Annotated in this window: 21 protein-coding genes and 5 pseudogenes; 5 read left to right on the top strand and 21 right to left on the bottom strand. The window is 58.6% G+C overall.

What is annotated here, in order from left to right:
• From JCM12178_RS03005 to JCM12178_RS02965, 9 genes are all read right to left on the bottom strand, one after another.
• Window positions 1-200 (bottom strand): zinc-ribbon domain-containing protein (locus JCM12178_RS03005; RefSeq protein ID WP_172677062.1); only part of this gene is annotated, 200 nt, incomplete at its 3' end.
• Window positions 201-278: 78 nt separating this feature from the next.
• Window positions 279-1,442 (bottom strand): glycosyltransferase family protein, encoded by a 1,164-nt coding sequence (locus JCM12178_RS03000; RefSeq protein WP_054648629.1) that lies wholly within the window; start codon window positions 1,440-1,442, stop codon window positions 279-281.
• Entirely contained in the window at window positions 1,439-2,503 is a 1,065-nt protein-coding gene (locus JCM12178_RS02995) for a glycosyltransferase family 4 protein (protein WP_054648627.1), read from the bottom strand. The genes JCM12178_RS03000 and JCM12178_RS02995 overlap by 4 nt, the downstream gene beginning before the upstream one ends.
• Window positions 2,504-2,590: 87 nt before the next feature.
• Window positions 2,591-3,274, bottom strand: a complete 684-nt coding sequence (gene fliS, locus JCM12178_RS02990; RefSeq protein WP_054648625.1) for a flagellar export chaperone FliS — start codon at window positions 3,272-3,274, stop codon at window positions 2,591-2,593.
• Window positions 3,275-3,312: 38 nt separating this feature from the next.
• Window positions 3,313-5,043 (bottom strand): flagellar filament capping protein FliD, encoded by a 1,731-nt coding sequence (fliD, locus tag JCM12178_RS02985; RefSeq protein WP_054648623.1) that lies wholly within the window; start codon window positions 5,041-5,043, stop codon window positions 3,313-3,315.
• 143 nt (window positions 5,044-5,186) lie between these two features.
• On the bottom strand, window positions 5,187-6,080 hold the full coding sequence (locus tag JCM12178_RS02980; RefSeq protein ID WP_054648622.1) for a flagellin N-terminal helical domain-containing protein: 894 nt from the start codon (window positions 6,078-6,080) through the stop codon (window positions 5,187-5,189).
• Window positions 6,081-6,300: 220 nt separating this feature from the next.
• The gene (locus JCM12178_RS02975) at window positions 6,301-7,974 is read right to left on the bottom strand and encodes a CgeB family protein (protein ID WP_054648620.1); all 1,674 of its coding nucleotides are present in this window, start codon (window positions 7,972-7,974) and stop codon (window positions 6,301-6,303) included.
• A gap of 96 nt (window positions 7,975-8,070) precedes the next feature.
• Window positions 8,071-8,877, bottom strand: coding sequence for an AsmA family protein (locus JCM12178_RS02970; RefSeq protein ID WP_054648618.1), 807 nt, complete (start codon window positions 8,875-8,877; stop codon window positions 8,071-8,073).
• Window positions 8,878-8,965: 88 nt separating this feature from the next.
• Window positions 8,966-9,928: a zinc dependent phospholipase C family protein gene (locus JCM12178_RS02965; protein WP_054648616.1), complete on the bottom strand. Its 963-nt coding sequence runs from the start codon at window positions 9,926-9,928 to the stop codon at window positions 8,966-8,968.
• A 71-nt stretch (window positions 9,929-9,999) separates the two neighbouring features.
• Between JCM12178_RS02965 and JCM12178_RS02960 the strand changes: the two genes are divergently transcribed.
• A complete protein-coding gene (locus tag JCM12178_RS02960; RefSeq protein WP_054648614.1) occupies window positions 10,000-10,524 on the top strand; it encodes a hypothetical protein in 525 nt (174 codons plus the stop codon).
• A gap of 5 nt (window positions 10,525-10,529) precedes the next feature.
• On the opposite strand, the gene JCM12178_RS02955 is transcribed toward JCM12178_RS02960, so the two are convergent.
• Window positions 10,530-10,922 (bottom strand): DUF2721 domain-containing protein, encoded by a 393-nt coding sequence (locus tag JCM12178_RS02955; protein ID WP_245628582.1) that lies wholly within the window; start codon window positions 10,920-10,922, stop codon window positions 10,530-10,532.
• Window positions 10,923-11,738: 816 nt separating this feature from the next.
• Here JCM12178_RS02955 and dnaA point away from each other — a divergent pair.
• Window positions 11,739-13,069, top strand: a pseudogene (dnaA, locus tag JCM12178_RS02950) (chromosomal replication initiator protein DnaA).
• 324 nt (window positions 13,070-13,393) lie between these two features.
• Here dnaA and JCM12178_RS02945 read toward each other — a convergent pair.
• From JCM12178_RS02945 to JCM12178_RS02920, 6 genes and pseudogenes are all read right to left on the bottom strand, one after another.
• A complete protein-coding gene (locus tag JCM12178_RS02945) occupies window positions 13,394-14,131 on the bottom strand; it encodes an ABC transporter ATP-binding protein (protein ID WP_054648612.1) in 738 nt (245 codons plus the stop codon).
• Window positions 14,128-14,894: pseudogene (locus JCM12178_RS21225) on the bottom strand (ABC transporter ATP-binding protein). Before JCM12178_RS21225 ends, JCM12178_RS02945 begins: the two are co-directional and overlap by 4 nt.
• Window positions 14,895-14,903: 9 nt before the next feature.
• Window positions 14,904-15,985 (bottom strand): annotated as a pseudogene (locus tag JCM12178_RS02935) (branched-chain amino acid ABC transporter permease).
• A gap of 15 nt (window positions 15,986-16,000) precedes the next feature.
• On the bottom strand, window positions 16,001-16,912 hold the full coding sequence (locus JCM12178_RS02930; protein WP_054648610.1) for a branched-chain amino acid ABC transporter permease: 912 nt from the start codon (window positions 16,910-16,912) through the stop codon (window positions 16,001-16,003).
• A gap of 122 nt (window positions 16,913-17,034) precedes the next feature.
• Window positions 17,035-18,152: pseudogene (locus tag JCM12178_RS02925) on the bottom strand (ABC transporter substrate-binding protein).
• Window positions 18,153-18,568: 416 nt separating this feature from the next.
• Window positions 18,569-20,293, bottom strand: a complete 1,725-nt coding sequence (locus tag JCM12178_RS02920; RefSeq protein ID WP_054648608.1) for a long-chain-fatty-acid--CoA ligase — start codon at window positions 20,291-20,293, stop codon at window positions 18,569-18,571.
• 512 nt (window positions 20,294-20,805) lie between these two features.
• Between JCM12178_RS02920 and JCM12178_RS02915 the strand changes: the two genes are divergently transcribed.
• From JCM12178_RS02915 to JCM12178_RS02905, 3 genes and pseudogenes are all read left to right on the top strand, one after another.
• Entirely contained in the window at window positions 20,806-21,465 is a 660-nt protein-coding gene (locus tag JCM12178_RS02915) for a winged helix-turn-helix transcriptional regulator (protein ID WP_083465705.1), read from the top strand.
• A gap of 2 nt (window positions 21,466-21,467) precedes the next feature.
• Window positions 21,468-22,567, top strand: a pseudogene (locus JCM12178_RS02910) (N-acetylneuraminate synthase family protein).
• Window positions 22,568-22,714: 147 nt separating this feature from the next.
• On the top strand, window positions 22,715-23,677 hold the full coding sequence (locus JCM12178_RS02905; RefSeq protein WP_054648604.1) for a chemotaxis protein: 963 nt from the start codon (window positions 22,715-22,717) through the stop codon (window positions 23,675-23,677).
• A gap of 13 nt (window positions 23,678-23,690) precedes the next feature.
• Here the strand turns inward: JCM12178_RS02905 and JCM12178_RS02900 are convergent, their stop codons facing one another.
• From JCM12178_RS02900 to JCM12178_RS02880, 5 genes are all read right to left on the bottom strand, one after another.
• Window positions 23,691-23,975 carry a DUF2325 domain-containing protein gene (locus JCM12178_RS02900; RefSeq protein ID WP_054648602.1) on the bottom strand — a complete coding sequence of 95 codons (285 nt, stop codon included), beginning with the start codon at window positions 23,973-23,975 and terminating at the stop codon, window positions 23,691-23,693.
• Window positions 23,976-24,094: 119 nt separating this feature from the next.
• Window positions 24,095-24,616: a flavin reductase family protein gene (locus JCM12178_RS02895; protein ID WP_245628581.1), complete on the bottom strand. Its 522-nt coding sequence runs from the start codon at window positions 24,614-24,616 to the stop codon at window positions 24,095-24,097.
• A 103-nt stretch (window positions 24,617-24,719) separates the two neighbouring features.
• Window positions 24,720-25,163 (bottom strand): MarR family winged helix-turn-helix transcriptional regulator, encoded by a 444-nt coding sequence (locus JCM12178_RS02890; protein ID WP_054648600.1) that lies wholly within the window; start codon window positions 25,161-25,163, stop codon window positions 24,720-24,722.
• A 54-nt stretch (window positions 25,164-25,217) separates the two neighbouring features.
• A complete protein-coding gene (locus JCM12178_RS02885; protein ID WP_054648598.1) occupies window positions 25,218-25,940 on the bottom strand; it encodes a hypothetical protein in 723 nt (240 codons plus the stop codon).
• A 17-nt stretch (window positions 25,941-25,957) separates the two neighbouring features.
• Window positions 25,958-26,515, bottom strand: coding sequence for a hypothetical protein (locus JCM12178_RS02880; RefSeq protein WP_054648596.1), 558 nt, complete (start codon window positions 26,513-26,515; stop codon window positions 25,958-25,960).
• Between the last annotated feature and the right edge of the window lie 131 nt (window positions 26,516-26,646).

Below are 26,646 nucleotides of genomic sequence, written 5' to 3'. Positions count from 1 at the left end.
TCGGAAGGCGCGCCTGCGTCCTCGGGCTTGGGCGCGACAGCGCCGGGGTGCGGGTCCGGGACGAAATCGAACTCTTCCGGCAGGTCGCGGAATTTGAACTTCGTCTTGCACTTGGGGCAGGTGGCCATCTGCGAGCGGGCCGGTATCTTATCGGGATTCACTTGGCGTTCGAATCCGCATTCCGGGCAGGTGATGATCATTATGAAAAATCCTGTGTATGGCTGTTTTCAGGTTTGCCGATTTCTACCGGGATTCCGCTTTGGAATCAAGCGCAACGGTCAGGCCGGGTTGCGCTCCAGCCGCAGCAGGCGCGTGCCAGCGCCGCCGCCGAGTCGGGAACGCTCAATGGTCGGGTAGTCATCGCTCAGTCGATGCTGCAATGAACCGGAGCCTGCCGCGTCGAATCGGGCGAGTTTTTCCCTGATGCGGGAGTCGTCCTTTCGCAGGCGGCTTTCGTGGATGATGGGCAGGTCCAGCAACAGCGCGGCCGGGCCGTCGAGGCCGTCGATGCGTTCATGCACCGGCCTGAAGAATCGGGCCTTCTCCCGGTCAAACAGGCGCAACTGCATGTCCGGCCAGAGGCCGAACCCCGCCTTGCACCGGGACTCGTCCGGAAAGAGCGTCTCGCGCGGGAACCAGACCGCTTCATAGTCCGAGCCAGCCAGTGCGCGCACGGTCTCCCACGCCCCTTTCGGCAGCGTTTCATCAGCGTCGAGATAGAGAACCTTTTCCCCGCTGCATTCCGCAAGCATCCGGTTTCGCTGGGAGGCAAAATCGTCCAGTCGGCGGGCCTTCTGGACCAGCGGGCAGGCGCAGTGCGGCGCAGGTTCGGGCACCTCGTCAGCGTCCCAGATCACTACAAGCTCCCGCAGCCAGTCCGGGAACTGGGCAAAGAAGCGCGTCAGGTCCGCGTCATCCGGATGCAGGATGGCGGCGGCGGAAAGGTCGGGGTTGGCCGGTGCCTGAGGGATGTCCATTGGCCGGGCCGCAGCGGTCATGCGCCTGAGCGACTCGGCCTTGTCGCGCGTTTCTCCCTTGGGCATCTCCGGGTTGAGCATCAGGCAGGCGGATTCCGGGTTCAGCCCGGCCAGATGCAGCAGGTGCAGCAAGGCCCACGGGGACGTGTCAGCCAGCAGCACTGTCCTCGACTCGGAACGGAAGATTTTCGGTTGCTTTTCGAGAAGTGAGCGGGCGGTTGCGGTGGAAAGCTCGCAGACAACGAGGACGGCCTCGGGCGGCAGGGTCTCGTCCAGTTCGGCTGCCAGCGTTCCGGACCCTGCGCCGAAAAGGATGAGTACCGGGGAGGGGACGCGGGTGAAGGCCTTGAGACAGCGCTGGGCGGCATTGGGGACCGGAGCCGCTTCCATGGCTGGTTCGGGCTCCTCGCTCAGGCGAAATGCGAGAACGCTTGCGGTATAGTCGCGAAGGAGTGAAAGCTTCATGCGCGCTTCTCCAGAAGGGTTTCGTAGATGCTTTCCAACTGGCGCGTTACGGTCTGCCTGCGGTAGAGGCTGGCTGCTTTTTCCCGTCCCTTGCGGCCCATTTCGGCAGCTTTTTCCGGATGGGTGAACAGCCACTCCAGCGCAGCGGCGTACTCTTCGGCGCTGTGGGCAACAAAGCCGGTTTCGCCGTGGTCGACCAGTTCGAGCTGCGCGTTGTCCCGCTCGCCCGCTGCGGGATGCGTGACCACCGGCAGGCCGCAGGCCATGGCCTCGGCAATGACCAGCCCGAAGGATTCTCCGGTGTCGTTGGCGTGGGCAAGCACGGAAGCCTTGTCCAGAAACGCGGCGATTTCAGCGTCTGTCTCAACAGGATCATGAAAGATGACGTTGGCCTCAAGGCCGTTTTGGCTCACGAAATCGCGGGCCTGCGGGATTCCGCCGATGATGTGGTAGCGGAAGTCCGGGATGCGCGCGGTCAAAAACGGCAGAAAATCAAGGGCGAGGCCGCTCCATTTGCCGGGGTCGCTTCGGGAGATTCGTGCGGCCACCGGTCGGGAAAAGTCGCGGTCGGTGCGTGCGGCTTCCGCAAAAAAGTCCGTGTCCACCGGGTTGTAGAGAAAGCTGTAGCGCTCGGGGTTTTCCGGCACGGCATTGGTGCGGTGAAAGCGCTCAAGGCAGAACCGGGAGACGAAGAGCGTGCGGGTGATGACCAAGGCCTCGGGGCTGGGGTCGTGTCTGCCGAAGACGTTTGTTTCCACCACAATCGGAATGCGCGCCAGCCGAAGTGGTTTGAGCGTGCCCGGTTCGGGCCAGCCTGCGCGGTGGATATGCACGATCTGCGGTTTGAAGCGTTCCAGAACGGCGAAGAGGTCGCCGCCGATGAAGGTCGCTATGCCGGAGGCCCGGAGCATGGGCGCGCGGGGGCCGTCCTGCGGGCTGAAGACCGCCACGTCGAAGCGTTTCGGGTCCAGCGTTTCCGCAAAGAACTGCATGACCTTTTCCGTGCCCCCGATGCCGAGGGATGGGGCGCAGTGGAGAACCTTGGTTCGGGCTTCGGGCATGGGTTGAACCTGACACAAGGGCCATGGGAAGTAAATTCCCGGCATGAAAAAAGGAAACCGGCCTGTTGGCCGGTTTCCCATGGTGTTCTATCGTCCCGCGTTGAAGTAGGCGTTGTTGGCCCGACTTTTCGCCGCATTGATTTGCGGGCGCGGCGCGACCGGCTTGAGCGGCTGGCCCTGTGCCGGGGCTGATCGGTTGGCTGCCGGATAACCGGGGCCGGATTGCTGCTGCGGCTTTTGAGCCTTTTCAGTTTCAGCCTTCTGCTCCGGAGTCGCCGGGGTCGGCTTGGGCGCGGCAGTCCGGGTAGCAGCATTCTGTGCGACCGCCGCTCCCTGTGCGGCTGCGGCGTTGGGTGCGGGGGCGCTGTTTTGTGAGGCCGGGGTGCCCATGGTGGCCTTGCCTTCACTCTCGGGGATGATCTGGGCGTATGCCGAGCGGATGCCGTCGATGATCTTGATGACGTTGTCGATCTTCTCGGTGTCCAGCTTGATGTTGGCCTGTACCAGTTCGTTGGTGCAGAAATGGTAGATGCCCGCAAGGTTGGCGCTGATTTCGCCGCCCTTTTCCTTGTTCAGGCTTTCGGCCAATTCATGGATGATGGCCATAGCGCGGTTGATGAGCGTGCCCTTTTTGGCGTAGTCGCGCTTTTCGATCTCCACCTTGGCCTGCTTCATGAATTTGATGCAGGCATCGTAGAGCATTATCAGAAGCTGCCCCTGCGAGGTGGTTTCGACCTGAACGGTGAGGTACGCCTTGGCTGGATTGGCCATGTGTTACTCTCCTTATGACATCTGAATCGAGCCGCTGTTTACTGGCTCAATTGCGCTAATTGACTTGTCAGTGCCTGCTGCTGCTGGTTGTACTGCCCCAGCAGCGCGTCGAGGCGTGCGTATTGGTTCTTGAGGCGGTATTCCATCCTCGCAATACGAGAGTTTTCACGCTCGATCTTCTTGTCGATGCCTTCCATGATGTCGCCATAGTTCTCTTTGAGAATGGCGAGAGGTCCACCTTCATTGGTGGCATGGTTGTATGGCTTGGTGAGCTCGGCGAGCTCATCGATCATTTCTCCGGCCTTGCCCTGCTTGATGTCCACTATGCCGCTGAACGTGCTGTTGGGCGTCTGGTTGTTCACATCGAGAGCCAGACCCTTGGGGTCACCAGTGTTACAGGTAATCTGCCAGCCGGAAATGCTGCATTCCTCTCCGTCAATGGTGGCGCTGGATATGCCTGCGGCGCTGGTGGTGATGACCACGTCGTAGGAGCCCGGCTCAGTGACATCGAGTTGAGAGCTGTAGGAGAAGTCCGAGGAGCGAGAGACGCCCTCCTTGTCCACGGCGAAAAGCCGGGCCACTTCTTCCGGGTTGTTCTCAAGCGCGTAATTGAGCGTGAACTTTTCCTTGTCCGGGTCGTCGGTGGTCTCCTCGATGATCAGCAGGCCGTATGTCGGGGAGCCTTCGTCGGTGTCGGTGGTGATGCCGATCTGCCCCAGCGAGGTGTAGTAGTCGCCCGTGCCTGTGTCGGCGTCATAGTATTCGAAGCCGACGCCCTTGGAAGAGGTGATGTTCTTGAGGTTCTGAGAGATCATGTCCACACCGTAGTTACCGGTGAGGATGGACCCCGTTACCTTATCGTCGCCCTGCGAAGTGTCGACCTTGGTGAGCTCCAGAATCTTGGTGCGGACTTCGTTGATCTTGTCGACAACGGTGCGGATGTTTTCCTTGATCTTTTCCGTATCGGTGGTCACCCCTATGCTCACGGTGGAGCCGGGTGCGGCCTCCTTGAGGTTCAGGGTGATGCCTTCGATGACGTCGTTGATGGAGTTGGAATCGCGTTCGATCCATGTCCCGTCATCCGGGAATCCATCCACACGGATCTTGGCGTTGGAGGCCCCCTGTGTCTCGTTGAAGTCTCCTGCACCGAACACCAGACTTCCGGTGTTGGATATGATGACCTGATTGTCCGCTCCGAGGTCGCGACCGGTGAGCTGCAGGTGGTACACGCTGCCGTCAAACACGGTGCTTGCCCGAATGTGCGGCTCGGAATTGGGGTGCTTGTTGATGATGTTGACGAGCGTCTGCAGGTCGGTGCCTGCGGAAATATTGCTGATGGTGTAGCTCGTACCTGCGTAGGAGTACGTGAAATTCGTGTTGGCGCCGGTGACGCTGGTGCTCAGGCTGCTCACGCCCGAGGTGGTAACGAGGACGTCGTTGGTGGCGAGGTTGCCGACAACCACGTTGTGAGAGGCCTCCTGCGCGTCGGCGTCTGCAGTGGCGGTCAGGATGTTGCTGTTGGAGCTGCTGACGTTCTTGGCCATGAACTCGTTCAGCGTGTCCAGCGACTTGAGCGTGGAGGACAGCGAGACCATCTGCGAGTTCAGCTCGTCGAACTGCTCGACCTTGTCTTGCCAGCTCTGCTTCCAGGACTCAAGGCTCGTGACCCGGCGCTTCTCGATATCGACAAGGCCATCAATCAGCTGATTGAAGTCCGTGCCGTTACCGAGCCCGGCGAAGTTGATGTTCCCTGAAATGTAATCAGACATGGAGGCGTCCTCTGGTGGAAATATTTTCCGAATATGTTGGTTCGCCTGATGTCATGCAATCCCGGTGCCATTAAGACAAGGGCCGGACAACCTGCGGTTGCCCGGCCCGTTCTACCGTCGCTAAGCCGCGTTGGCCGTCATCGTTAGCCGATGAGGGACAGTGCCATCTGCGGCAGGCTGTTCGCCTGGGACAGCATGGAGACTGCGGCCTGAGTGAGGATCTGGTTGCGGACGAAGTTGGTCATTTCGGTCGCAACGTCCACGTCGGAGATCTGCGATTCGGCAGCCTGCGTGTTCTCGGCCTGGATGCCCAGGACCGAAACGGTGTTTTCCAGCCTGTTCTGCAGACCACCCAGGTTTGCGCGAATCTTATCCTTGGAAATGATCGCATTGTTCAGGGAGTCCAGAGATTCCTGAGCAAGCTGCTGGGTGGAGATGCTCTTGCCGCTGGAGGTGGTGGCGCCGAGGCCGACACCGAGAGCGGAAGCAGTGGAAGTGCCGATGGACACGTAGTAGTAGTCCTCGGCGCTGTCGTTACCGGTACCGAAGTGAACCTTCAGGGGACCGGTGGACTGGAGTCCAGAACCGCTGTGATCGGAGTTCTCACCGGACATGGCGCCGTTGAGCAGGTAGACGCCGTTGAAGTCGGTGGACGACGCGATACGGGTGATTTCCGAAGCCATGGCCTGATATTCGGAGTCGATGATCAGACGCTGGTCGGAGTTGTAGGTACCCGTTGCTGCCTGCTGGGCCAGTTCCTTCATACGGATGAGCTTTTCGTCGATGACCTGAAGGGCACCGTCAGCGGTCTGGATGAGGGAAATGGCGTCGTTGGCGTTACGGATACCCTGGTTCAGGGAAGTGATTTCCGCGCGCATGAGTTCGCGAACAGCAAGGCCTGCGGCGTCGTCCGAAGCGGTGCCGATACGAAGACCGGAAGACAGACGTCTGGTCGACGTAGACAGCGCGCTGTACGACTGGGACAGGTTGCGTGCCGCGTTCATAGCACTCATGTTGTGATTAATAATGAGAGACATGGTTTCCTCCTTGAAACATTTAGGCTTCCTTGCCTTTGGTCAGCCGTCCTCGGCCAGTCCGTCACGGCTTTCCACGTCCTGTTGCTCTCCTAATCGTCCTTCCACTGAAAAACTTTAGGCTTTTCGTAAGGGTTTTCTGGCCGTGCCCTCAACCATGAAAAAAGCCCTCCGCACAATCATGCGGAGGGCTGGGTGTTTTCTCTTCTATCTGTTTGTAATGTCAGATAAAAGTATTTCTCATGATAGCGAAGAGGGATTTGATGCGGTGTTCGTAGGTGTGTTCGGAAAGAATGCGCCGTCTTGCTGATTCGGCGACCTTTTTTCGCTTGCTTTCGTTTTTGAGGAGTTCATGGGCGAGCGGGGCTATCGCATCGGGCCTTTCGTAGGCGATGAATTCCGTCTCCGGGTCGAACAGTTCAGCCATCTGCTTGCGGCTGTCTGTCAGGACGAAGCCGCCGCAAGCCGGGATGTCGAAGACCCGCTGGTTCACGGCGCCTTTCATCTGCATGCTGGTGCAGTTCAGGTTGATGGCGGCGCTAGGGTAGAAGCCGGGGAGATCCGTATAGTAATCGAGGTGGCCCGCGCGCCGCCAGTTCGAGTCACCCAGAACCTGCGACCACTCGGCGTCTCCGGCCACAAGGGGGGTGAACCGCAGGGTTTGTCTGACGCATTCCTGCCGGTACTGACGGGTAGCCTCGAAGGTGATGAGCGATTCGTATGCGAGCCTGCTTTGCGTGTCCTGCACGGCCTGCAGCATGTCCCAGAGATCGGGGTGTGCCTCGGCAAGGTGGCCTGCGGCGAGATGGTGCGGCGAAGCGGCGAACTCCGCGGCCAGCCCTTGCCAGTCGGCAAGCAGCTCCTGAGGGACACGCGATTCGTCCAGAAACTTGCGGACGCTGCTTTCCATGGAGTTGCCGACAAAGGAAACGTCCGCGCGCCACTGCTCCCTGCCGGACTGTCCGGGCCTGAACCTGTTCTGGTCCGTGCCGAGGGGCAGCCAGTGGACGTTGTCAAATCCTCTGGATCGCATGGGGGCCAACGTGTCCGCGTCGTAACTGAAAATGACCGTGCGCTCGGAGGCAAGGTCGGGATAATCGAAAAGAATCAGGTGCGGACTGTCCACGAACCATGAGGCCAGCGGCAGTTCCAGCCTGTCGAGCAGTTCCGTGAACCTGCCGTCCCGGTCCAGCCCGAAGTGGTTGATGGTCAGGACGAAGTCGGGTTTGAAATCAAGCACCGTTTCCAGCAGCGACTTGACGAACTCGCTGGAACCACGGCCGTGCTTCTGGACCGAAAGGGTTCGGTAGCTCACCGCCATGCGGTCGAAAGCGGTACGAATCTCCTGTGAAAGGAAATAGTCGGCCTGCAGGAGCAGCACGCGTGGTGATTCGGAGCGAAACTTCGGGTAGCGGGCAGCGGTCCAGAAGTCCACCGAATTGGCCGCAGTCAGTGCCGAGGCGAGCTGTGCATACAGTCCGTTTCGCAGCCTCAGATGAAAAGGAAGCGCCACCGGGTGGAAGGCCTTGTTTCCGTGCTGTTCGCGCCATGACTTGAGCGACTTGAGCAGTGAATCAAGGTCGTCTCCTTCAGCAAAAAAAACGGAGTCGCCAAAGCGGTGGGCAATGTCTGCCGCATCAAGCAGCGGTGTTTCAAGGTCTGCAACCGCTACCGGGCGGCCGGATTCGATGAGACCCGCAAGGGCGTGGCCCAGCCCCGCACCAATAAGGACCGGCAGGCAATCGTCGGGGATGTCCTGCAGCAGGTCGGCCTCCCGTCTTGGCCCGTAGCGGCCCCATACGTGGCGCTGTTTGCCGGAAACCACTGCACGCAGGTCGAGGGAGTCGCGTTCCCCCACAAGTTCTGCTGATTCGACGTACTGGCCGGAATGGTTCATGAAATGTTCAATACCCCGGCAGGATGACGGGCGCAAGTGCGCGAAACGAAAAGGCCGCCCCGGAGGGCGGCCTATATATAATGTATTGGGATAGAGCTACTGGAATATGCCCTTGACGCTGTCCATGGCGCCCTTCACGGCATCGCCGCTCCCTTCCGCGCCCTTCTTGAGCAGGTCGGTTCCCTGCTTCATGACCTCCTGAGCCTTTTTGCCGACTTCCGCGGCAACGTTGCTCACGGAGTTGGTGACCTTGTCGGTCATGGCTCGCAGGATTTCCTCGACCGCCTCGGCCGGGGTGGTGCGCTTTTCCTTGCCGATGTCGCGCAGCTCGATGTCAGGCACGGAGATGTCCACGCCCTTGTCGCCGAAGACCTTGGCCATGCCGCCTGCAACCGTGACCTTGGGGTCCTTGATGAGCAGGTGGTTGATCTGGATGGCCTTGGACTTGCCTTCTTCGCCTTCGGTTTTGGCCGTATCCTTCTTCTCGGCCTTTTCCTCGGAAGCGACAGCCTTCTTCACGTTGGCGATGATGGTCTTGAAGTTGTCGGTCTTGCCCAGCTTCTCGTAAGTGATGTGCGGGGAAAGGATCACCACGTCTTCAATGATGATGCGGTCGGAGGTCAGGGAGTCCTTGTTCACCTTGATACGGATGGTGTTGACGGAGAACGCTTCCGGCGTGGAGAAACCCTGGGGGTTTCCGAGCAGGAAGTCGTTCAGCTCTCCCGACCCGGAAAGGAATGAAATATCTGCGGAGCCGAGTTTGACATCGGTTCCTGTGACTTTCGGTCCGAACTCCTCGGTGGCCGTCTTGATGAGGGTGCCGAGGTTCAGCACCGCGAGGACGATAAGCACGATCAGCGCGAGTACCGCGCCAGTCACGCCGTAAATGATAAGTTTTTTCATGTGGGCTCCTTGGCTCTGGGTGTCATTTGTATAACGCACTATATCCCCATGGGATATTATTGGCAACAGGTGAGGAAAAAAAAGGTGGTTACTCTTCACCGGGCAAGCGGATCAGCGGGGGCTCGCGAAAATGCTTCATGCTTTGAGAACGGTCCGAAGGCATTCCGGTATCAAGGTTTTTCCCGGCATGAAGCCTTGCTTCATCCTCAAAAACTGCTTCAATCTCGTTCCAGAGGGAAACGGTGTGCTCCACGGCCGAATCAAGCATGGCTGAAAAGCTTTTTTGCTGAATGTCCCCATTTACCGGGGAGCGATACTCGATTTGGCCGCTCACGGCATTCTTTTGTCGCAGCCACTGCGGCGAACGCAGCAGCGCCGCGATCTCCCGGATGGAGCGCGGCAGGAGCGGCCAGAGCGCATATGCCAGCCATGCCAGCGGGGCGGCCTCGCTCAACCGCTGAACGAGAGCATAGGTTTCAAGGGCCTTGTCAAGTTCATCGGCAAGGATTGTACTGTCTGCGCCGCATCGTCGGGCGAGTTCGGCGGCGGGCAGCAACTCGGCCAGTGGGGGGCTGAGCTCCTTTTGTATCCTGCCAAGTGAGGTTGAACGTCCCGGTTGGGCGGCGTAGGTCATGTCGAGAAGCGTTTCCAGCGCGCGATGGCGTTGCCGGGCAAGGCTCCGTCGGGAAGCGTCAGGGTCGTCGTAGTTGCCGGTGGCGTACCATATGAAGGGGTGCGTCGCGGCGTCGAGACATGCGTGGGAAGCCATTCCTGCAAGCAGGGCGAGAGCCTGCCGCGAGTCCGTGTCCCGTGCGTGTGCCAGTTGCAAACGCAGGAGGGTGTTGCTGTCCATGCCATCGGAACCGTGGAACAGGTCGGCCAGTCCGGCGCATGTTGCTTTCCCTCCCGGCCGGATATAATAGAGAATGTCATGAAACACGCTGCCAAGCAGCAGGGCGTCGCGGTGACTGCGGGCAGCCTCTGCCACCCGGCCCCGGCCGAGCTCGGCCGCCTTGAGCGCGATGCTGAAATGAAGCTGTTCCTTGGGCACAACATAACCTCCGAATAGCGGAACCCTAGCCCGCAATGCTGGTTTCCGCAAAGAGAAACAGGAAAACACCAATGAGTAAGTTTATAAAAAAGAAATACGACGTGGAAGACGGCGAGAAAAAGAAGGTATTTGCAAAGGGTGAAAAACGCGAGGATTACGCTGCTGCGTGGAAGACGTCCGATCGGGTCTTTCTGGCTGGCCTGTCCGGAGCGGGGAGGCGGGAGCTGGCACAATTGCTGGCCGACGAGCTCAACGTTGCGGTGAACGAACCCACGGACGACGAGAGCCTTCGGGCTGCCTGTGCCGGTGATCCCGCCATTGTGGTCGTCGGTTCGCGCTTCTTTGAGGACCCGGAGCTGGCCGGACTTATGAACCGCAGCGGCAAAGTCTTCTACATGATGGCTGATGCCCAGACGCTGGCAAATCGCGTGGCAGAGCGTGAAGGCGCGGACCAGGTCGAAAGCGTTTGGCGCAACACGGCAGATGAGCTGGGGCGCGTGGAGCCTTCGATCATGGGCAGCCTGCATTTCATCCTTCAGGCCGTCAACCGTCCCGGCGATCTGCTGCGGGATGCGCTGGAGAAGATATCCTGGTAATCCGCTTAGCGGGTCTCGTGCCGGGCTATTTCTATATCAAGCGAGCGCAGGGTGATGCGGATGTCCTCCAGCAGCCAGAAGAGCGAGAGGATGAGAGATATGAGGCTCATGGTGAAGAGCAGCGCCACCACGTAGGACAGGCCGAACCCGAAAATCTGTTCCGCGAACAGCAGCAGCGTCACCGCGCCGATGAGCGCGATGGCCAACAGCGAGAGGCCTATGGCCCGGCGCAGGTTCTTGCAGCGGCGGCGAAGCACCGCGATCTGGCTGATGATGAAGTCGCGGTCTTTCTCGTCGGCCTCGTCAAGCTCCACGAGCAGCTTGCGGATGAGGTCCGTGGGTCTGGCGATGCGGTTGGTCATGGAGAGGACCAGCAGGCCGATGCCCGATATCAGCACAAAGGCGCGATGGAGCCTGAAGAATGGGTATGAGTGTCGTGATGTCCATGGGCGTGCTTCTATGCCCGCCCGGTGCCTTGGTCAAGCAGATATTTTGTAACGCAAAGGCGCTGAATCCGGCCTTTCCATCCTGCAAGCGCCTCCTGTTTCCGCCATCTGCGGATATCATGAGTCATACGCACTTTTTCATTGGTACAGTCTTTTCCCTGTTTTCCTATGTGAAGGTTCGTCATGCGCAGCCAAAAGTCTACTTCATCGCTAGGTTATGTGCGGAGGGTTGCTGTTATTATAAATAGATATATCAGTCTGTTGCGTTGCTCTTGAACCGGTTTTGAAAAGTGGCGATAGAGTTACGGCGTGACAGGAGGTTAGCGACGATGTGAACTGTAGATGTTAGCTAAACACTGTTCACGCACGAGTTTTTAGTCTGTAAATTCAGTTGATTGTGTGGCAGATGGCGGATTTTTCATTTCACTGTCAAGGGGAAAGTGTCAAAAAAAACGGGTGGCGGTGTAGAAAAAAACTCTGAACGTAAGCTATTTGAAGAAAATCTGCTTCAAGGCTGTGGAAAAAATTATCCTCATGTGTGAAATTGTTTTGGGGATTTCTCCCGGTCATGGCCGAGAACCCTTGCAGCATGCCTGTTTCACGAAGGTGACAGCGAACCCTTGCAGTTCAAGGGTATTTGACTAAAGTTGTTTTTTTTCAGTGTGTTGAAGAGCCTTGCCGCGCTGTAGATAAACTTTTTTCCATCACGGGCAGGGTGTGCCTGATTGACGTTGCCCGAAACCGTGGCCTGACCTATTAACCGTGTCCATGATGACGACTGCCTGCAACCAAATCCTGCTCAACCTCGAAAAGAGCCTGGCACCGAGCGTATACGAACTCTGGGTCAAGCCCCTGACTTGCGAAGTCAAGGGCAAGAAGCTGGTGCTCACCGCTCCCAACTCCTTTGTTTCCAACTGGGTGCAGGACAAGCTCATGAACGATGTTCAGGCCGCGGCCGTGGACGTTCTGGGCGAAGACGCTGCCGTCAAGATCAACATCAGAAAGAAGGACACGGCCAAAGTCTCGGACGCACCCAAGCAGATGGGCCTGCCCATCGTACACGTGCCCGAGACCAGACCCGCGCCGCTGCACAACTGGCGCTTCTCCTTCGATGATTTCGTGGTCGGCCCCAGCAATCAGCTGGCCTGCGCCGCAAGCAAAAGCCTCTGCGACACCTCCTTTGCCGCCGAAAACCTCTTTCTCTGTTCCGGACCCGGACTCGGCAAGACTCACCTTCTGCAATCCATCGGAAGGAACCTCTGCGAAGTCTCCAACAAGAAGTCCGTGAATATCGCCTGCCTTTCCGGCGAGGAGTTTGCCAACCGTCTTGTCCTGGCCCTGCGCGCCAAGCGCATGGACGAGTTCAAGGCCCGCTTCCGCGACAAGGCAGACGTGCTTCTGCTCGAAGACGTACATTTCTTCCAGAACAAGGAAAAAATGCAGGGCGAACTGCTCGGCACCATAAAGGCCTGCGGGAGCGCGGCTGCAAAGTTGTCATGACCAGCTCCTTCCTGCCGCGCGACATGCGCGACATCGATGAGAGCCTGCTCTCCCGTTTCACCTCCGGCTTCGTGGCCTCCATCGACCGCCCGGATTTCGAGACCCGCCGCCGCATCGTGCAGCAAAAAGCCAGAAATCTTTGTTTTCAGGTTCCCGACGACGTGTCCGACCTGCTGGCCGAACGCATTGTCTCCGACATTCGCCAGCTCGAGAGCGCACTGAACAACCTCGTTTTCAAGGCACGCCTTCTCAATACCCACGTCAGCACCGACATGGCCTGGGAAGTGCTCGAGAACTTCGCCATCGAGAATCCGGCTCCGGACTTCGAGTCCATCATCAGTTTCGTGTGCCGCTACTACGGCCTGTCCGATATGCAGCTCAAATCGCGCAGCAGAAAACGGCAGATCGTCACAGCCAGAAACACCGCCTTCTTCCTGGCCCGAAAACACACGGACCTCTCTCTCAAAGATATAGGCGACCGGCTCGGACGCCGCCACTCCACGGTCCTCAAAGGCATCACCAACGTGGAACGTGAAATCTCCGGGCAGACCCCCCTCGGACGACAGATCGAAAAAGCCGTCAGCACCCTGAGCAGCTAGCTCTTCCCAGACAATTCAGCTTTTCATCGCCCGGAGCACGCTCCGGAGGACTTTTTATGCGTGCCTCCGGCGGCCCTCCGGGGGGCAGGGCGCTGCCCTGCACCCGGCAAAGGGGATAATCCCCTCTGCACTCCCTGACTTGAAGGCGTTTACATCAAGCGACCATCTCACAAGTTTGGCCAATTGCGCCGAAGGCGAGCCAAGGCGTTTTGGGATTCTTAAACCCTTTTGGAAAAGGGTTTAAGCCCCCGGAGGGCCGCCGGAGGCAAAAAAGAGACGACCCGTCAGGGCCGTCTCTTTTTTGTGTGACGTTGTCTGGTGCGTCTAGCCGCCGAGGTAGGCTTTTTTGACTTCCGGGTCTTCCATCAGTTCGTCTGACGGGCCTTTGGCTACGATCTCGCCTGTATCGATGACGTAGCCCCTGTGTGCGAACTTGAGTGCGAGGTGCGCGTTCTGTTCGATGAGCAGGATGGTCATGCCGTCCTTGTTGAGGTCTTTGAGGGCGCGGAACATGTCGTACATGAGCAGCGGGGCGAGTCCCATGCTCGGTTCGTCGAGCATGATGGTGGTGCTGCCGGACATGAGGGCGCGGCCCACGGCGAGCATCTGCTGTTCGCCGCCGGAGAGGGATTCGCTGCGCTGTTTGCGTCGCTCTTCGAGTCTGGGGAACAGGGCGTAGACGCGTTTGTAGTCGCGTTCGATGTCCGCGTGGGAGTCCTTTCTGGCGTAGGTGGCGAGCTTGAGGTTCTCGGCAACGGTCAGGTTGCCGAAGATGCGTCGGCCTTCGGGGACGAGCACGAGGTGCAGGTCGGAGACGACTTTGTCCGGGGACAAGCCGAGGATGGATTCGCCGTTGAAGCGGATGTCGCCCGAGGTGATTTTCGGGGCTTCCGGCGGTGGAAGCCGGGCGATGGACATGAGGCTGGTGGACTTGCCTGCCCCGTTTGCGCCGATGAGGGTGACGATTTCCCCGCGGTCCACGGAAAAGGAGATGCCGTGCAGGGCCTCGATGTTTCCGTATTTGACGTAGAGATTGTCGATTTCGAGAAGTGGTGCGCTCATATCGTGTCGTCTCCAAGGTAGGCCTTGATGACCTTGGGGTCGTTTTGGATTTCTTCGGCAGTGCCTTCGGAGATGGTTGCCCCGAAGTCGATGACCTTGATGTACTGGCACAGGGAGGTCACGACGGTCATCTGGTGTTCGATCATCCAGATGGTGATGTCGTAGTTGTCGTGAATCCAGCGCACCAGCTTGATAAGCCCGTCCACGTCTGCGGAGTTGAGCCCGGCTGCGGGCTCGTCGAGGAGCAGCAGCTTGGGCTTCACGCTCATGGCGCGGGCTATTTCAACGCGCCGTTGCAGACCGTAGGGCAGGTTCGGGGGATACTCGTTGGCGTAGTCCTTGAGGCTCATGGCTTCGAGCATTTCCCATGCGATGGTGTCGATGTTGGCTTCGCCCTTTTTGTACCGTTTGGTGCGCAGGAACGAGTCCCAGACGGTGTAGCCCATGCGGTAGTGCTGGGCGATGCGGATGTTGTCGAGCACGGTCATGTCGTGCCAAAGGCGGATGTTCTGGAAGGTGCGGGCCACGCCTTTGGCCGTGACCTGATGCGGGCGCAGGCCGCGGGTGTTCTTGCCATCGATGCGGATGGTCCCTTCCGTGGCTGGTAGAAGCCGGACACGAGGTTGAAGATGGTGGTCTTGCCTGCGCCGTTGGGGCCGATGAGCCCGGCCAGTTCGCCGCCGTTGAGCGTTATGTCGAAATCCGACACGGCCTGGAGCCCGCCGAATTTCTGCGTCAGTCCTTGTATTTGCAGCAGTGGCATGGCTCTCTCCTATCTGAAGGTGTAGTAGCGCCTGAGTTTCGGGAAGAAGTCCGAGAGCTCGCGGTTGCCATGATGCCTTCGGGCCGGAACTGCATGAGCAGGACGAGGATCAGGGGGATGAGCACCCACTTGATGACCCCGGCGGAAGGTTCCCAGTCAGGAATCACGGCCGTGACCGGCGTGAGGATGAAGTCGATGATGGTCTGGGAGCGCAGTACCTCCAGAAGGGCGGTGAACAGGATCGCGGACAGGACGGCGCCGGAGAGGGAGCCCATGCCGCCGAGGTAGACCATGACCATGGCCTCGGTGGACTTGAGGATGCCGAATGCCGACGGGTTGATAAACCCGACGATGTGGGCGAACAGGCCGCCCGCGACCCCGGCGAGGCCGGAGGAGAGCATGAAGTTGACGATCTTCATCTTGTTGGTGTTCACGCTCATGATCTCGGCCGCGACCTCATCCTGACAGATGGCGTTGACGCCCTTGCCGTAGGTGGATGAGACGAAGCGGCGGATGAGCCAGACCGTCAGGGTCATGAAGAGCAGCACCCACGTGAGCATCCAGGGGAACTCGAAGGTGTCCACCATGGCCCAGACCGTGTCCTTCATGCCCATGAAGCCGCTGGGGCCGCCGATGATCTTCATGTTCTCGATGCCCGAGATGATCATGTAGTTCACGGCGATGGTGATGATGGCGAGATAGTCGCCACGGGTTTTAAAGGAGGGAATGGCCACGAGAATCCCTGCCAGCGAGGCCACAATGCCGCCGATGACGATGATTATCGGGAACAGGAACATGGCGTACTCGATCGGGAAGAGCGGGTCCCCGAACTTGGAGCCGAAGCAGAGCACCGAGAGGATGGACGAGACATAGGCGCCCACGCAGATGAATGCCGCGTGGCCGCAGGAGAACTCGCCCATGTTGCCGTTCACGAGGTTCAGGCTCGTGGAGATGATGATGTTGATGCCCATGAACATGAGCACGGACAAAACGTAGTTGTTGATGAGGTCGAAGTCGTACTGGTTGTGCGCGATGTACAGCAGCACGACGCAGAAGAGCGCGTAGGCGACGTTGAACGTGTATTTTTTCATGGTTCGTTCCCCCGCCTAGATCTTCGTTGTTTTGGCCACGCCGAAGAGCCCTGTCGGCTTGAGCCAGAGAATGAACAGCAGGATGGAGAAGGCGAAGAAGTCCCGGTAGGTGGACGGGAAGACCGAGACCACGCCGATCTCAATGAACCCGAGCAGGAATCCGCCCACGAAGGCACCTCTGATGTCGCCGATGCCGCCGACCACCGCCGCGATGAACGCTTTCCAGCCGATGAGCGCGCCCATGAAGGGTTCGAGGATCGGGTAGGACATGGCAAAGAGCAGCCCGGCCAGCCCGGCGAATCCGGAGCCCAGCACAAAGGTGAAGACGATGATGTTGTCGATGGGGATGCCCATGAGCGGAATGGCGAATTTGTCGTAGGAGATGCCGCGCATGGCCATGCCGATCTTCGTCTTGGTGACGATGAAGTTCAGGATGAGGAAGACCGTGATGGCCGCGAAGATGACGAGGATCTTCAGGTTGGTCACGGACACGCCGCCGATGTGCCAGACCGTCTTCTCGAGAAGGGTCGGGAACTTGAGGCGGCTTGCGCCGAACGCGGCGAGGTTCGAGTATTCGAGGATCAGGCCGCACATCAGCGCGGTGATGACCACATAGAGCCGGTGCGCCCCTTTTCGTCGCAATGGTCGATAGGCAATGCGCTCCAGCGTCACGCCCACGCAGGCGGTCAGCATCATGGTCAGGGGGATGATCAGCACGAATGCCAGCGCAGGTGACAGGCCGATGCTCGGCCCGAGCAGCAGGCTCGCCAGTCCGAAGGCAATGTACGCGCCCACCATGAATACGTCGCCATGGGCGAAGTTGATGAGCAGCAGAACGCCGTACACGAGGGTGTAGCCGAGCGCGATGAGCGCATAGAAGCTTCCCCACTGCAGGGCGTTGAGTATGTTCTGGATGATGAAGTCCACAGCAGTCGTTCCTATGAGAAATGGTTCCGTGTCGGTTCAGCCGGATTCCGGACGGTCCGGCAGGGTCTTCCTGCTCGAAGAACCGGGCGGGACCGAAGTCCCGCCCGGTCGTTCAGGCGGATTTAGGGGCAGACGGACTCGGCGAAGATGAATTCGCCCTGATCGTCGATTTCAACAACCACGGCGCACTTGATGGGGTCGCCCTGGGCGTCGAACTTCATGCTGCCGGTGATGCCGGGGAAGGACTTGATGGAAGCGAGGCCTTCACGCACGAGCTGGCGCATCTTGCGGGGGCGCTGTTCCACTTTACCGGCGTTCTTGATGGCTTCCACGAGCAGGCCGATGGCGTCCCAGGTCAGGGCCGCGTAGTCGGCGGGCACTGCGCCGTACTTGGCTTCGTAACGGTCGATGAATTCCTTGGTCGCACCCTTGGCGCCAGCCGCGGCGTAGTGGGTGGAGAAGTACTGGCCGTAACAATCAGCACCGCAGAGCTTGATCAGGTCCGGGGTTCCCCAGGCGTCGGCGCCATGAAGGGGCCCTTGTAGCCGAGGTCGCGCGCTTGCGGAATGATGAGCGCGGTCTGGTTGTAGTTGTCGGGCACGAAGATGAAATCAGGCTTCGCGGCGATGATCTTGGTCAGCTGGGCGGAGAAGTCCTGATCCTTGGCACCGTGGGATTCGAAGGCAACCACGGAGTCGGCGCCGTTCTGTTTTTCCCAGTTATCCTTGAACACGTTGGCGAGTCCGTCGGAGTAGGGGTTGGAAATGTCGAAGATGACCGCTGCCTTCTTGGCGTTGAACTTGGAGGACGCGAAGTTGGCGGCCACGACGCCCTGGAAATCATCCAGGAACGCGGCGCGGAAGACCCACGGGCGATCCTTGGTGGTGTTCACGTTGGTGGACCACGGAGAGATCATGGGCACGCGGTTGTCGTTGCAGGTGCCGCCTGCGGGCACGGCCTGGTTGGAGGAGTTGGGACCGATGATGGCCACGACGCCTTCCTGCTCGATAAGCTTGAGGGCCGCGTTAACTGCGGAGTCGGGCTTGGATTCGTTATCCATGTAGACGAATTCGAGCATGTACTTGTCGCCGCCCACTTCGATGCCGCCGGCGGAGTTGATGTCTTCAAGGTACATCTCGGCCGCGTTCTTGGAGCCTTCGCCCACTTCGGGGATGTCGCCGGTCAGCGGCAGGTTGAAGCCGATCTTGATGGTGTCGGCGGCGAGTGCGCCGGTGGCCATGCAGAGGCAGGCGGCGATCGCAACGATCAGCGCACCCAGTTTTTTGTAGGTCTTGGTCATAACTACCTCCTCGGAATGTGTAAGAATACGGTACGGAAAACCCTCGAGTTCGATCAGCCTTACATGATTGCCTTCCGAAAGAAAAGAGTCTTGAATTTTACAAAAACGGGAATGAGCTTTTGCGAAAACGGCAAAAGAGGTGGGTTAAATGGGGCAAATCGGCAAAAGTGTGAAAATGTATCGGCCTTGTCACGATTATAGCGGATTTTCTTAAGTGGTAGTGACGAGGGCGTTCTGTTGCGGAATGGGTAATTTTTAAATCGAAAAAGGGTGGAAAGTCGTAGCGGGGAAGGGTCTGTTTGATGGTGAGGTGACACCCGTAAAAAAGGCCCACTTTCGTGGGCCTTGGGGCTGATTTATTCGGATTTGTCGATTTTTTTCTCTGAATTTTTTTTCTTTCGTTTTTCCGCTTTTTCCATTTCCTCATCACGCAGTGCGCGGCGCAGGACCTTGCCCACCATGGTCTTGGGCAGGTCCTTGCGAAATTCAACCCGCTTGGGGACCTTGTAGTTGGCAAGTTTGTCCCTGCAGTAGGCAATGACGTCCGAGCGCGACATCTTCACCCCGTCCTCGAGCACGATGTAGGCCTTGACGATTTCGCCGCGCTGCTCGTGCGGGATGCCCACGGTAACGGCTTCCCGGATGTCCGGGTGGGCGTAGAGGACTTCGTCTATCTCTCTGGGATAGATGTTGTACCCGCCGGAGATGATGAGGTCCTTTTTACGGTCCACGATGAAGAAGTAGCCTTGCTCGTCCATGTAGGCGATGTCCCCGGTGTAGAGCCAGCCGTTTCTAAGCACGTCGGCCGTGGCGTCCGGACGGTTGTAGTAGCCCTTCATCACCTGCGGGCCGCGTATGACCAGTTCCCCGACCTTGCCGGTATGCAGCGGCTCGCCGCCCACCTCCATGTCCACGATCTTGGCGTCGGTGTCCGGGAAAGGCAGGCCGATGGAGCCGTTCTTGCGTTCGCCGCGAATGGGGTTCAGGTGTGTCACGGGAGATGCCTCGGTCAGGCCGAAGCCTTCGAGAATCTCGGCGCCGGTCATGCGTTTGAAGGAGTCGATGTACTCCATGGGCATGGGAGCGGATCCGGAAACGCAGTACTGGATGGACTTGAGATCGTACTTTTCGACGTTTTTCTGCTGCAACAGGGAGATGTACACCGAAGGCGCGCCGGGAAACACGGTGGGCCGATGCTTGTGGATGCCCTTGAGCACGTCCTGAGGGACGTACCGGGGGAAGGGGATCAGCGTGGCCCCGATGGAGATGGGCCAGGTGCAGCAGGTGGTCAGCCCATATATATGGAAATAAGGCAGGACGCCGAGAAAGGTTTGCGGTTCCTTGGAGAGTTCGTTCAGCATGGCGGTACACTGCTGGACATTGGCCCCGAGGTTGAAGTGGCTGAGAATACAGCCTTTGGCGACGCCGGTGGTGCCGCCCGTGTACTGGAGCATGGCCATGTCGTCCGGATCGATGTCCGTGCAGGTGTGTTTCTTCCTGCCGGAAAGCAGCGGCTTGAACGGTTTGATGCGTTTGCCATCAAAGGGGATGGACGTCTTGCGCCCCTCGCGCGCGGTCTTGATCCTGTAGAGCAGGTTCAGCGGGAAGCGCAGGGAGTCGGCGATGGAGGTGAAGAAGGTCTGTTCCACCGGCAATTCGGGCATGAGCTTCTCCAGCTTGGGCCAGAGAAGGTCCAGCGCGATGAGAAAGCGCGCACCCGAGTCATTGAACTGGTGAACGATTTCCGTCTCCATGTAGAGCGGGTTGGTCATGGTGACCACGCCGCCTGCGCGGAGTGTTCCCCAGTAGGCGATGAGCGTCTGGGGCAGATTGGGCAGCATCAGGGCCACCCGGTCCCCTTTTTTGAGCCCCTGCGCCACGAGGTTTGCGGCAAAAATCTCGCTGAGTTGCTTCAGCCTGGCGTAGTTGCAGGACCAGTTCTGGAAGATGATTGCTTTGCGTTTCGGCCACTTGCGCGCGGCCCGGTCCAGATATTCATGCAGCGGCATGCGTTCGTAGTCGATGTTGGGGGTAACCTCGTCATCGTACGAGCCAAGCCACGGGCGTTCAAAATTCTCCATTTGGAATCCTTGAGGACAGAATATGGTGATGGTCGGGGTATTTTTCGTTCGGCGAAAGGTATACCAGCGTGGACGGGTGGGTCAATAACGACGAAACGCCGGTCGGACGGGACCGGCGTTTCTTCGGGCGGGACGTATAGCATGGCGTCACAAGACGTGACGACCTTCTTATGGTGCATTGTGCGATGTTTCACAATGGGGATGGCCCTTGATTTGTGTGGGGGTTTCCCCCAAATCGTGCCGGGAGAGGAAAATGGGTCCCTTCCTGTAATAAGGCATGGTTTTTGATGGTGGGGAGGGAGACGGAAATATCGTCAGGGTTTCGACGCCGACCTAAAGGAAATCATTCAGTCGACCGATTATTCATTGTGTCAACGAAATGCGTTTTCAGTTTCGTCGGAAACCACGGAAAAGCCTTTGCCAGTGCCGAATTTGTTGACACCGGACCACTGCGTGGCTAGTACACAAGACAATATAGCCCAAGCCGATAACGGCAGGAAAACGTTGACCTCATGAATGGTATCAATATGGCAGGCGGCGAAAACCGCATCATCAAGCAGCTCATTTCCGAGGGCGCATACTTCAAGCCGAGCAAGAATACCCGTATTCTCGCCATCCTTGACGCGCTCTCCCTCAACTCAGGTCTCTCGCAGTTCGAGCTTGGCCGCCGCCTCAATCTGTCCGGAGCCATGGTCAACCAATACCTCAAGCAGATGCAAAGTGACGGGCTGGTAGAGTTTCAGCCGGTCAACGGCAAAAGCTACCGGTACCAGCTGACCGAAACGGGTGAGACCGCGCGGCGCAGGATGCTGGCCGATTACTCGTCCGAGACCGTCCGCATATATACCACCGTCAAGGAGTTCATACAGGAGCGGCTTAATCCGCTGGAGGACTCCGGCAAGATGCGGCTGGTGCTTTTCGGTGCTTCGGAAACCTGCGAGGTCGTCCTCTCCACGCTTTTGGAGAGCCGCTTTCAGGTCGTCGCCCTTGTTGATAACGATTCGAAAAAACATGGTAAGCTGTTCCATGGTTATGTCGTCTCCTCGCCGGTTCTGCTGGAGCAGGTGGAGTGCGACGCCGTGGTGATCACCTCGTTCGGGAAGCAGGACGAGATTTACGCTCAGGTCGAGCCGGTTGCCGGCAGGATGGGCATAGACATCGTGAGATTCTGATTATGCAAGAAGTCAAGAGCGTCACCTTGCGTTCCGGGGCAACCATCGGTGAAGGACACCCTTGTTTCGTGGTCGCCGAAATCGGCAACAACCATCAGGGAGATCCGGAAATCGCCGCCCGCATGGTGCGGGAAGCGGCCAATGCCGGTGCACAGGCCGTCAAATTTCAGAAGCGCAAGACCGAGGCCCTGCTGACCCGCGAGGGCCGGGCGGCACCCTACACCGGGTGCAACAGCTTCGGTCCCACCTACGGCGAGCATCGCGACGCGCTGGAACTTTCCATCGAGCAGATGGCGGAACTCAAGACACTGGCCGAATCCCTCGGTCTGGTCTTCTTCGCATCGGCATGGGACGACCCCAGCCTTGACGAAGTGCTCTCCCTTGACGTGGAGCTGCTCAAGATAAGCTCCGCCGAGCTGGTCAACCTGCCGTTGGTGGCAAAGTACGCAGCCGCGCAGATTCCCATTATCCTCTCCACTGGCATGAGCTCGCTTGAGGACATCGAGGCAGCCGTGGGCGTGATCCGCACCTACCACGACGACCTCATGCTGCTGCACTGCAACAGCACCTATCCCTGCCCTGAGGAGTGCATCGGTCTGCCGGTCATGGAGACCTGCGGGAACGGTTCCTTGTTCCTGTCGGGTATTCGGGCCACGAGCGAGGGCTCGGGCCGAGCGTTGCCGCAGCCGCGTTGGGTGCCTGCATTGTTGAGCGCCACTTCACCCTCGACAAGACCCTCAAGGGCACGGACCATCAGGTCTCGCTTGAACCTGAGCAGCTTGCACAGGTCGTAACCATGATCCGCGAAACCGAAAAGGCCATGCAGCTTCGCGGCAAGATCGTTTTCCCGGAAGAGCAGTCCGCAGCCAAGAAGCTTCGCAAGTGCATCGTCTTCTCTCGCGATCTGCCAGCCGGGCATGTACTCACCGATGCCGACCTGACTACCCGTTGCCCGCATGTGGGCGTCTCTCCCGTTTACTGGGACGAGGTGGTCGGCACCACGCTTCGCTGCTCGGTCACACTGGAGCAGCCCGTACAGTGGGAACTGGTCGAGTCCGGAGAGCGAACCGAAGCCGAGGCTGCAAACGCTCGTTCTCGTTAGGTTTTTTTAGAAAAAGAGTTCTTTTTAGCAAAACGTTGGCATTGAGAGGTGTGTCCTTTCAGTGCCAACGTTTCAATTATCATTCATCTTTTTTTCAAAAGACTGTACATTGCTCCAAAATGGATATCAGCGCGCCGAGGAGGCCATATGAGCAACGGGCAGGACATTCTTCTCGAGACCGGTACCAACGAACTTGAGATCATCGAATTCTTTGTTCATGAAAATGTGGGTGGCGAACGTGTGACCCATTACTTTGGCGTTAACGTTGCCAAGGTGCTGGAAGTTGTTGAGGCTCCAGAGGGGCTTGAGGGTTCCGAGGCTGCGTCTCACCCGAGCTTTCTCGGCACGATCCCGCTTCGTGATCTGATTTTGCCCGTGGTGGACCTGAGTGTCTGGCTTGAGATGGAGCGGGACAAGGAAGAGAACGAACCCATCATCGTCACCGAGTTCAACAATGCGGTCACCGGCTTCCTCGTATCCGGAGTGACGCAGATTCATCGCATCAACTGGCGCGACGTTGAACCGCCGTCCAAGTACGTGGCAAATTTCGATACGAACTGCATCACCGGAACCGTGAAGATCAAGGAGCGCTTTGCGCTCATGCTCGATCTGGAGCAGGTGCTTTCCGATCTTGACGGAGGATCGCAGACCGGAACCGGCGAGGTGGAGCGTTCGGACCAGCGGTACCGCGCTCTTGTGGCTGACGACTCCACATCTGTTCGTGCGCTTTTGAGCCAGAACTTTGAAAACGCCAACTTCGAGGCCGAAGTGGTGGGCGATGGAGCCGAGGCGTGGAAGCGGCTGGAGATGGTCAAGATGCTCGCCCAGAACGAAGGGAAGAGCCCGCTTGAATACCTCGACGTTGTCGTCTCTGACATCGAGATGCCGCAGATGGACGGCTACACCCTGACCCGCAGGATCAAGGAAGATCCTATCCTCAAGGTTATCCCGGTGTGCCTGTTCTCATCCCTGATTTCCAAGGGCCTCAAGCACAAGGGCGAGGCTGTGAAGGCGGACGATCAGGTCACCAAGCCTGAATTCGACGCGCTAACGTCGCGGGTTCTGGATTTGGTCCGCAACTGGGACGCCGAGGCTGCCGCAAACGCCTGACGTCCGGAAGAACTTATTTCCCGGCGTGCTCGGCGATGCACTTGCGAAGGGTGCTGATGCCGCAGGAGTGTTCCATGAGCACGGGGACATCCTTTTTCTTGAGTGCGCCCATCACTTCGTTGCGCGCCTTGTGGGATACCTTGTTGGTGAAGACCACGGCAAAGTCGACCCGCCCCATGCTGCCGCTGATGTTTCTTTCCTTTCCGGTGAAGACTTTCAGCTTCACGCCCTGACGTTTGGCTTCGTTCATGTAATCCCGTTTGAGCCTGTCCATACCGCCGATAAGTGCTGCGCACATAATGCCTCCAATTGATATTGAGATTCGTTTTCAATAAACACCGGGAGGCCAGTTGTGTCAACACCTTTTTCGACAAAAGATGATCCGGAGATGCGCTATCTCCGGATCATCTTGTCATATCAGCCGTTTTTTACTTTATCCTTGAGCGGTTTTCCTTCATGCCAGGCTCTGCCGACCATCTCGCCCACGGCCCAGTAGCGGTTGTCGGGCATGGAGAGGGTGAAGGGCTGGACCTTTTCAATATCCACGTATCCGTCGGTCAGGTACTCGTCGCGCGTCCATGCGGCAACAAGCTCGCCCACCAGAAGCCAGTTGCTCGGCTGCTCGAGTTTGCCCACCAGCCTGAGCTCGAGGGAGAGCGGGCAGTCTGTAATGAGCGGTGCATTTTCAAGCTCCCCGTAGTGGATGTCGAAGAACCGCGATTTGTCTACGCGCTTACCGGAGAGCAGCCCCATGACGTCCGTTTCGCGGACCATGTTCTGCGACGGCAGGTTGATGCTAAACTCGCCATTGGCGAGGACTCCCTTGGTTGTTGCGTGTTCCCGGTGGATAGCTATGGCTATCTGGCACGGTTGATAGTTCGTCCTCGTCACCCACGCCACGGTCATGAAGTTGGCGCGCCCTTCGATTTTGGTGCCCACGATTGTCACCGGTTCCGGCAGAATGAAGCGTTGTTGCCGATGTTCTTGCGTTCCATTTTTCCTCCGATGTTTGTATGTACAAATGTTCTGGCAAAAAAAGGGGTTACCCCTCGAGTTTCCTGTTGGCCGTATCAATGATGCGGGTCAGCTCCTGGCCTTCCTCCTCGCCGAGAATGTCGGAATACTTGTAGTACAACGCCTTCCAGCTCTCGGCGATGGGCTTTGCCAGTTGCTTCCCTCTTTCGGTGGGGCGGACTCTGGCGAGTTTGCCGGAGGTCTCGCGCTGCACCAGTCCTTTGGCGATGAGCTTATCCACGAATCGGGTCATGGTAGACGGTGCAAGGTGCAGAGCCTCGCCCAGCTCCTTTTGGCTGATCTCGGGCTGTTCGTTCACCAGCATCAGCGTGAAGGCGTGCGAGGGCGAGAGGCCGGTGTCGCGGAAGCAATCGTCGGCAAAACGACCCATGATTCGTGCCAGCGTGTTGGCCGTGAAGTACAGGCAGCAATTCAGCAGCGTGCCAGTGGTGCAGGTGTTTTTGTCACTCATTTGTATGTACAAATATATGGGTGGAGAGATTTTGGCAAGCTGTTTTTTCGTGCATCAGGGCATGTCTTCGATGGGTTCCCAGTCCTCTTCCGGGTCAATGCCCGGAAGCGAGCAGGGGCGAATGTCCAGCAGGCGATTGCCCACACCTTTGTCCACCACCGCGCCGGGATCGCCGAGCACGGAGTTACCGTTGCCGGCAAAGTAGTGGGTGCCGCGCACGGGGTCGAAGCGTTCGATATTCGTCCACGCGAAGGTGTTGCCTGCGGCGCGGAAGGCCTCGAATGGAGCGGCATACACCGCGTAGCGACCGATGCCGCGCACGCGGTTGTTCATGAAGAAGCCGAACGAGCCAGTCTGGACGAAGCCCATCGCATCCTCTCCACCCGCGAGAACCACGTCGTTGCAGGCTGCAACCGCGTTGTTGGCAAACAGGGCTATGCCGATGGAGCGGTCACCACGAACCTCCACACGGTTGCGGCTGACCACGGGGGGCGCGCCTGCTTCGGCTGAGGCACCCCGCTTGGTGTCCAGAAACCATCCGGCGGCGATGCCGTTGGGCGTGAGCGGGTTGGGGTATTCGATGCCTTCCTTGGACGTGATGATGTTGTTGCCGACGATCTCCAGTTCGCCGTCAGGGCCGGTGAAGTTGTCGAAAGCCTCGATGCCGTTTCTGGATGCGCCGCGAATCACGTTTTCGGCGATTCTGATCTTGGCGGCATGGGTCCACACGCACATGATGCCGCGTCCGACCGTGCGGCCGGGGTGGTCAACGTCCATGTAGAAGCGGCTGTTGCTTATCCTGATGGTGCCGGTAACAGCGTTCTTGATGGGCTGGCGGCGGGAGCGAGGCGCGAGCCGACCACGATCCCTGCGACATATTTGGTGGCCGCGCTTTCGAATCCCGGCAGGCGGATCGCTTCTGGCCGGACCTTCTCAACTTCGATGTTTCGCACCGTGAGGGCCCCCACGTGCTCGAAGTGCAACGGGGTGCCTTTGGGTTTGATGAAGCGGATGTTTTCCACCGTAACGTTGGGGCCGTTCATGGAGGGCGGTGCGCCGGGAACTGGCAGAGCCGCGTAAAAGGTCCATTTGCCACCGTGGATTTCCGTGTCCGGACGTCCGTCGCTGCCGAGAACGCCGAGCAGTTTGACCGCCTTGTGCAGCTTCACGCGCCCGTCGATGCCGAAGTCAAAGACGCCTTTGAGCAGGATTTCGCCGCCGTCATCACAGGCTTTCTGGACGTTCTTCACGTCCATTCCGGGATTCCCGGTGCCGACGACGGTTATCGCTCCGTATGCCTGCGCGGGGAGCAGGGAGACGGTGAGTGCCACGAGGAGCAAGAGATGTTGCATAGGGCTTTGCATGGTGCGCATTGAATGCTCTATTAATAATGGATTGAGATGTCCTGTCTGGTACTTTTCATACTATCCCTTTCCGCTCGGGTCCAGTGTGGAAGGGGACAGGGAAAGTGGACAAGCAGGAC

The sequence above is a fragment of the Salidesulfovibrio brasiliensis JCM 12178 genome (assembly GCF_001311825.1).
Taxonomy (GTDB): domain Bacteria; phylum Desulfobacterota; class Desulfovibrionia; order Desulfovibrionales; family Desulfovibrionaceae; genus Pseudodesulfovibrio; species Pseudodesulfovibrio brasiliensis.
Note: the sequence above shows the minus strand (reverse complement) of the source record. Positions and strands in the feature narration are given on the sequence as shown.

Coding starts and splice junctions, on each gene's coding strand:
- JCM12178_RS02995 (WP_054648627.1), bottom strand. CDS start 2,503: ATGCCCGAAGCCCGAACCAAGGTTCTCCACTGCGCCCCATCCCTCGGC.
- JCM12178_RS02885 (WP_054648598.1), bottom strand. CDS start 25,940: ATGGACGTTGACCACCCCGGCCGCACGGTCGGACGCGGCATCATGTGC.
- JCM12178_RS02900 (WP_054648602.1), bottom strand. CDS start 23,975: ATGTGCGCAGCACTTATCGGCGGTATGGACAGGCTCAAACGGGATTAC.
- JCM12178_RS02920 (WP_054648608.1), bottom strand. CDS start 20,293: ATGGAGAATTTTGAACGCCCGTGGCTTGGCTCGTACGATGACGAGGTT.
- JCM12178_RS02970 (WP_054648618.1), bottom strand. CDS start 8,877: ATGAAAAAACTTATCATTTACGGCGTGACTGGCGCGGTACTCGCGCTG.
- JCM12178_RS03000 (WP_054648629.1), bottom strand. CDS start 1,442: ATGAAGCTTTCACTCCTTCGCGACTATACCGCAAGCGTTCTCGCATTT.
- JCM12178_RS02975 (WP_054648620.1), bottom strand. CDS start 7,974: ATGAACCATTCCGGCCAGTACGTCGAATCAGCAGAACTTGTGGGGGAA.
- JCM12178_RS02945 (WP_054648612.1), bottom strand. CDS start 14,131: ATGAGCGCACCACTTCTCGAAATCGACAATCTCTACGTCAAATACGGA.
- JCM12178_RS02915 (WP_083465705.1), top strand. CDS start 20,806: ATGAATGGTATCAATATGGCAGGCGGCGAAAACCGCATCATCAAGCAG.
- JCM12178_RS02905 (WP_054648604.1), top strand. CDS start 22,715: ATGAGCAACGGGCAGGACATTCTTCTCGAGACCGGTACCAACGAACTT.
- JCM12178_RS02880 (WP_054648596.1), bottom strand. CDS start 26,515: ATGCAACATCTCTTGCTCCTCGTGGCACTCACCGTCTCCCTGCTCCCC.
- JCM12178_RS02960 (WP_054648614.1), top strand. CDS start 10,000: ATGAGTAAGTTTATAAAAAAGAAATACGACGTGGAAGACGGCGAGAAA.
- JCM12178_RS02890 (WP_054648600.1), bottom strand. CDS start 25,163: ATGAGTGACAAAAACACCTGCACCACTGGCACGCTGCTGAATTGCTGC.
- fliS (WP_054648625.1), bottom strand. CDS start 3,274: ATGGCCAATCCAGCCAAGGCGTACCTCACCGTTCAGGTCGAAACCACC.
- fliD (WP_054648623.1), bottom strand. CDS start 5,043: ATGTCTGATTACATTTCAGGGAACATCAACTTCGCCGGGCTCGGTAAC.
- JCM12178_RS02980 (WP_054648622.1), bottom strand. CDS start 6,080: ATGTCTCTCATTATTAATCACAACATGAGTGCTATGAACGCGGCACGC.